At 39.0% G+C, this 6,051-nt stretch carries 8 protein-coding genes; 4 read left to right on the top strand and 4 right to left on the bottom strand.

Annotated elements, in window-relative coordinates; genetic code table 11:
- Window positions 1-133: 133 nt before the first annotated feature.
- The 3 genes from QZZ23_RS10690 to QZZ23_RS10680 all read right to left on the bottom strand — a co-directional run bounded on the left by QZZ23_RS10690 (window position 134) and on the right by QZZ23_RS10680 (window position 1,450).
- On the bottom strand, window positions 134-727 hold the full coding sequence (locus tag QZZ23_RS10690; RefSeq protein ID WP_292469883.1) for a hypothetical protein: 594 nt from the start codon (window positions 725-727) through the stop codon (window positions 134-136).
- Window positions 724-1,011 (bottom strand): hypothetical protein, encoded by a 288-nt coding sequence (locus QZZ23_RS10685; RefSeq protein ID WP_292469881.1) that lies wholly within the window; start codon window positions 1,009-1,011, stop codon window positions 724-726. The genes QZZ23_RS10690 and QZZ23_RS10685 overlap by 4 nt, the downstream gene beginning before the upstream one ends.
- 238 nt (window positions 1,012-1,249) lie before the next feature.
- Window positions 1,250-1,450 (bottom strand): hypothetical protein, encoded by a 201-nt coding sequence (locus tag QZZ23_RS10680; RefSeq protein ID WP_292469879.1) that lies wholly within the window; start codon window positions 1,448-1,450, stop codon window positions 1,250-1,252.
- Between the two features lie 695 nt (window positions 1,451-2,145).
- Here QZZ23_RS10680 and QZZ23_RS10675 point away from each other — a divergent pair.
- Genes QZZ23_RS10675 through QZZ23_RS10660 form a run of 4 tightly spaced genes read left to right on the top strand, consistent with a single transcriptional unit; the run spans window position 2,146 to window position 5,127 of the window.
- On the top strand, window positions 2,146-2,286 hold the full coding sequence (locus tag QZZ23_RS10675) for a FeoA domain-containing protein (RefSeq protein WP_292469876.1): 141 nt from the start codon (window positions 2,146-2,148) through the stop codon (window positions 2,284-2,286).
- 31 nt (window positions 2,287-2,317) lie between these two features.
- Complete coding sequence (gene feoB, locus QZZ23_RS10670) at window positions 2,318-4,339, top strand: ferrous iron transport protein B (RefSeq protein WP_292469873.1); 2,022 nt, start codon at window positions 2,318-2,320, stop codon at window positions 4,337-4,339.
- 21 nt (window positions 4,340-4,360) lie between these two features.
- Window positions 4,361-4,816: a hypothetical protein gene (locus QZZ23_RS10665; RefSeq protein ID WP_292469871.1), complete on the top strand. Its 456-nt coding sequence runs from the start codon at window positions 4,361-4,363 to the stop codon at window positions 4,814-4,816.
- 5 nt (window positions 4,817-4,821) lie between these two features.
- Window positions 4,822-5,127 carry a FeoC-like transcriptional regulator gene (locus QZZ23_RS10660; RefSeq protein WP_292469869.1) on the top strand — a complete coding sequence of 102 codons (306 nt, stop codon included), beginning with the start codon at window positions 4,822-4,824 and terminating at the stop codon, window positions 5,125-5,127.
- Window positions 5,128-5,273: 146 nt separating this feature from the next.
- Here the strand turns inward: QZZ23_RS10660 and QZZ23_RS10655 are convergent, their stop codons facing one another.
- The gene (locus tag QZZ23_RS10655; protein WP_292469867.1) at window positions 5,274-5,429 is read right to left on the bottom strand and encodes a hypothetical protein; all 156 of its coding nucleotides are present in this window, start codon (window positions 5,427-5,429) and stop codon (window positions 5,274-5,276) included.
- Window positions 5,430-6,051 lie beyond the last annotated feature (622 nt).

Raw genomic sequence — 6,051 nt, 5'->3', positions numbered from 1 at the left:
AGAGAACTGCATATGGGTCCTGATTTACTCAGATTTATTCTTAAAAATAAAAAGTGATAGACGTTTTGATCATTGAAAATAGGAAACACAGATATTCATCTTTAATATCTGTGTTTTATCCTAAACCCTCAGCTTATATTTTTCCAGTGCCTCCGCATACAGGGCATTCTTTTGTAAGTTCTTGTCGATACAATGGATTACGTGCATTCTCATACCCGTATCCGTCACCATCTATTCTAGTTACAAGGTTTCTGTAGTCCCTGCCTTCGTGATAGAACTCAAATTTATGCGTATCTCCTGGTTCAATGTATGCTGTCTGAGAAAATGTACGCCCTGCAATTGTAACCCATGCTCTGAACTCCCCTCCTTGAAGAACAACTGGATCATTATTTTCAAGGACAAGATATGAATAACCATCTTCAAAGTATGCATCTATCATATCGGCACCAATACATGGTTCTTGAGTCTCATCGATAGACGTAACAGTTCCAAGACCTTTGCATTCAGAACATATCAAGTGATATTCGGGGTCTTTTTGGAAGTCATCTATTTCATCCGCATATCCATCCCCATCGTAATCATGATTATATTGGGCATCATTGGGAAAAGCATCAATTTTATCGTTATATCCATCTCCGTCTGAGTCGATTTCCATGCACCCCGAGACACATATTGCTACAAAAATCGCTGCAAACAACAAACAAAGGTAAACTTTATTATGCTTCATATTGAGGCCTCCATTACAAGAACATCAATATAGTTTTCAAGGTCATGTGGATCAAAGCAGGAATGACCTATCAGAAAATTCACCGCATGAGTAATGGTTGGTAAGTTATGAGACCTGCCACGTTTCACAGTAACTCCAAGCAAGTTACATTTTTGCATAAAAAGAGATTGCAATTCGTTGTGTACCTCTGTTATTTTATCATAGTCTGGGTTAGCCACCTTAACTATAGAAATGTCTTTTCTGGATATAGCTAAAGCTATTCTATCGTCATCTTTTTTCGTCATAATACTGTTTCCGTCTGTTTATTGTCATGCTGGTACATGACAAGATATCTGTATATTATGAATACTATATATTTATTTCGACTTCTTATAAATTTGGATATAAGAGAAAGATTAAATAGTATACTGATTAAGAACGATAAGAGGTGCGGTGATATGTGCTGGTACACATATCTTTAGCATGATGTCTCACATTCTGGATTCGTCATCTAGGATGCTGTTTCCGAATCTTGCACGCACCTTACCTGAATTTATCCTCATCATTCATAAAGTATCTGTAAACGCAAGTTTCTTTAAATGTATCCCTGTACCACGTTATTCTATCCAAAAAGCAGGTTCTAATAAAAATGAAATTTAAGTCTGTTGATATTGATAAATAATCAAGCAAGAAAACTTGATCAGATATCCCTCCACACTGGCCCCCTGCCTGTTTGATTCTCATGACAATCGCTGCTAACAGCACCACTTAATAGGTAATACAGATACATCAAAACACCTGATAAACCCCTCTCCTCAAGCTCTCCGTAACCCTGAGAGGTACTAATGCACTCTAAATCGCACCATTCATAACTATGCTTTCAATCAGGTTATCAATTGAACTTTTGTAGGTATCATAATGACTACAGGCTATGTCATAAGTTTTCCAGTTTCATAGAATCATCTCAGTTGATGTTTGACTCCTGAGTTAATCTGGATAAGCCAAGTAAGGTGAAAGTGATGTAATGCAACAAAAAATCCAGAAGACTTGAATGCAGTTTAAATCACACCCATCGCACGACAGAGTCGGGATATAGTTAAAGTTCAAAAATACCACTCTCTTAAAAATTCAAGTTTTTGTTCATATTCAATTCTTTTCTTAATAGGTAACGGAATAATAATTCTGTTTTTTGCACACTATTAGCAAAAAATTATTCCAATAGACTTTGCTATAGCTATATATATTAGGATATAGCACCAAACATTGGAAACCAATAATAATATATACTAAATTAACTATTGTAGGAGTACCTACAAAAACTAAACGAACAAAATTGTGATATAAATGAAGGAAAAAACACTGGATTTCTTTGAACCTGAAACATTCGTAAAGGTTCTGAAAGTAACAGGTAAAAATCTTCAAGGAAGAGGATACTCGACATGGGATTGACGCCTGGAACAAGGGTGGAAGTGATTCGTAGAGCACCTCTTGGTGATCCTGTAGAATTTAAACTGAAAGGATACAATCTGTCCCTCAGGAAAAAAGAAGCTGAAACCATCCTTGTTGAGCTTGTTGAATAAAAGGGGAAAATTTGAGTTTGGATGTTACGATATGACAAAAAAAATAAATGTGGCATTGACCGGCAACCCTAATGTCGGAAAAACCTCTCTGTTCAACGCAATAACAGGTTCTAAACAGCATGTTGGAAACTGGCCTGGGGTAACCGTTGAAAGAAAAATGGGAAAAAAGGTTCACAACGGAACCGAAATGCAAATAGAAGATCTTCCTGGAACCTATAGTCTCACAGCCTATTCACTTGATGAGATCATTGCCCGTGATTTTCTAATTGAGGAAAAACCGGACGTTGTAGTACAGGTCATCGATGCAACAAATCTTGAGAGAAACCTTTACCTTACAACTCAGTTGATGGAACTGGGAGTCAAACTAGTCATTGCTCTTAACATGACAGATCTGGTTCTTGCAAAAGGTGACAACATTGACATTAAAAAAATGCAGGAGTATCTTGAAGTTCCGGTAATAGCAACCGTTGGAAGTAGAGGAGGTGGAATTGATGAACTTCTTAATGTTATTAAGAAAGAAGCTGATGAGCCACAGGTTTCTGAAAGTGCATTTACCTATAAGGATGATATTGAAAATGGTATAGATGAACTAACCAATATTCTTAACAGTGATTCATATTTCTCACGTTATCCCGCACGCTGGTTCAGCATGAAATTGCTTGAAGGCGATGAAAATATTATCAAAAAAGCACAGGATAGCGCTAGTTATCCCAAAATAAGGGAAGTACTGAATATATTCGACGCAGAGGATCTTGAATCTACGATAGCAGACCAGAGGTATAAAACCATACGGACCATGCTGAAGCAGGTTTGTAACATCAATGATTCACATCTTAGCGGTTCAGATATGGTTGACCGTGTGGTCACTAATAAATATCTGGGAATCCCTATTTTCCTTTCTTTAATGTGGGCTGCGTTTGAGATCACCTTCACATTCGGAACGCCTTTCATGAATATAATCGATGTATTCTTTGGCTGGCTTGCTGAAACTGCTGTAAATACAATCCCTATTCCATGGCTTGCATCCCTTGTCGGTGAAGGCATGATAGCTGGTGTTGGATCAGTTGTAATATTCCTTCCTAACATCCTGTTGCTCTTCTTCATGTTGTCTCTCATGGAAGATAGCGGATACATGTCAAGAGCTGCGTTTATTATGGACAAACTGATGAGCAAGATAGGCCTGCATGGAAAATCCTTTATTCCCCTTATCATGGGATTCGGATGTAACGTACCCGCCATCATGGCAACACGTACTATCGAGGATAGCAGGGACAGACTTGTTACGATACTTGTAGCACCTTTCGTCTCATGTGGGGCAAGACTTCCTGTTTATGTACTGCTAGCAGGAACCTTCTTCGGAAGGGATGCAGGGCTTGTGATCTTCGGTTTGTATGCTCTTGGAATATTGGTTGCCCTGCTAAGTGCCAAATTGATGCGAAGCACAGTGGTCAAGGGAGAAGATTCTCCATTCATCATGGAATTGCCCTCATACAAATTGCCTACACTGAAAGGAAGTGTAATCCACATGTGGGAAAGAGGAAAGATCTACCTCAAGAAAGCAGGAACTATCATTCTTATAGGTGTTGTAGCAGTATGGCTCTTGGCTGCCATTCCGGCTCCTGGAAGTGGTGGTGTCTTTGCTTCAGAAGAGGTATACGGTACCACAGAGTCTTTGATCGGAGTTATTGGACAACTCATAGAACCCCTTGTAGCACCTCTTGGCTTTGACTGGAGAGTTGCTGTAGCACTGGTATTTGGTATTGTCGCAAAGGAAATTGTAGTCGGGTCCATGGGCGTGCTCTATGGTGCAGGTGAAAGCGAAGAAAGCCTGTCAGCAGTCCTCGCAGCAGGAGCAATGACTCCTCTTGTAGGCCTTGGACTGATGGTGTTCACACTTCTGTACGTTCCATGTTTTGCCTGCATAGGTGTTATCAAAAGAGAAACTGGGTCCTGGAAATGGACATTGTTCCAAGCATTTTACGGAACAGGACTTGCATGGATATTTGCATTTGCAGTATACCAGATCGGTAGCAGAATGAATCTGTTTGCCTGAATACCAAAGGAGGCTACATTTATGGCTCAAAATAATAGAAAAAAGGAAACATTGTTTGCAGCACTTGCAGGAGTGCTGTATACATTTTTTGGAATAACGCATATCACAGAAGGAATTGGAATTAGTAACGGACTTGCAAATGGACTATATGTCTCAGGTGACATACTCGGAGGGTTCTGCCTTCTGGTCATAGGTGGCGTATTTCTTTACGGAACAAAAGAACTGCTGCAAGGAATAAACGCAGGTGTTGCCTTTGTTCATGTAGGGATATTGATGTCATTTATTTTTATGGTAGCTTATTTAGCAGTAATGGGAGGAAACTTGCTTGACTCTTTCATAGTTCCCGATGATTATGAAGGATGGAGTGTGATGGAATCTTTCAGACCAGGTATCTATCTTGGAATACTTTCAATCATAGGATTGGTGCATTGGAAAGAAAACTTCTCCTCGCACGAAGTACTTGCTTTCAAGGAGTGAGTGTAATGGTAGTTGGTTACAAATTTTTGTTGAAAAGAATAGCTGCAACACTAGATTCCAAAGAGAATCTTACGACCAGAACTCTGGCATCCAATCTTAATCTCAGACAGGATGAATTCAAGGATATTCTCAATATCATGATAAAAAAAGGAGATATAGAATGTATTGTTGAGAATCAGGTTAGTTGTGGCAGTGGATGTTCCGGCTGCGGAAAAAGCTGTTCAGTCAGCAAGCCAAATAACAAAAGAAATAGCATCAAATCCTACAGGCTAACAGAAAAAGGCAGGGCAATCTACGAAAGTTTGTCTTGACCATTCAACTGTTCCTTTAATTTTGATAGCTCACCCACATCTCCAACCGTTCCCTAACATGAGCATTAAGTGTAAAGGGCTTATCAGCCTCAGCATTCTTTTTCATGTAATGTAATGTTCCTTTAGAGAATCCCATTTTCTTCTAATTAATCCTGATTTCCTTCAACCTTGCCACCATCATAATTGCAGCGGGTGTTGATCACACCTCGGAGTATGGGCTTATAGTCGGCATCATCGTCATCTTTAGGAGCCACGACAGGACTATCAGGTTCACTTTTTTTTGCAATGGTCTTTGACTTCATGTTATCTCCTCTATGCAGGATTTCTTACAAAGAATATACGCCAGAATAGCAACAATATACATTAAAACGTGTTACTATATCTTTTTTGCCTTATCTTTAAGGTTAAACCCCACAGGTCCTGCCTGCATATACCTAGAAGTCGGTTATGATGCAGAATTAATATGCAGCTTCCGTACCCTGCTGCCCTGTAGCAGCCCTACACAGGGTTGAAAATCTAAGACATATAAACATCTTAACGACTCTAAGAAAGCCCTGCCCTCAAGCCCTCCTGAACCCTCAATGTACAGGTTCAAGCACAACTACTCAACAGGTATCAGCGCAATATACTCTTCACCTTTTGCAGAGATGCGTCTGAACTTTATCTCTTGACCTTTAGACCAACCTTCGAGTTCAACTATATCTTTCGGTATAGTTAATGTGTATTGATTTTTAGAGTATTGTAGTTTTGACATTTTGTAACCGTATTAATTTAAACATTAGTTAAAATATTCTAATTACTACTATTTAACCGCTGTGAGGCGAATTCAAGGTTTAAAAAAAAGAAAGCATACAATAAAGTTTATATTTCTATCGGGACCATTCTGGCTGTAAATGAACTTTATGATGTCCTTGATTTATCTAC

Origin of the sequence: Methanolobus sp., from assembly GCF_016278385.1 — an archaeon.
Classification (GTDB): domain Archaea; phylum Halobacteriota; class Methanosarcinia; order Methanosarcinales; family Methanosarcinaceae; genus Methanolobus.
This window is presented reverse-complemented; position numbering and strand designations above follow the sequence as displayed.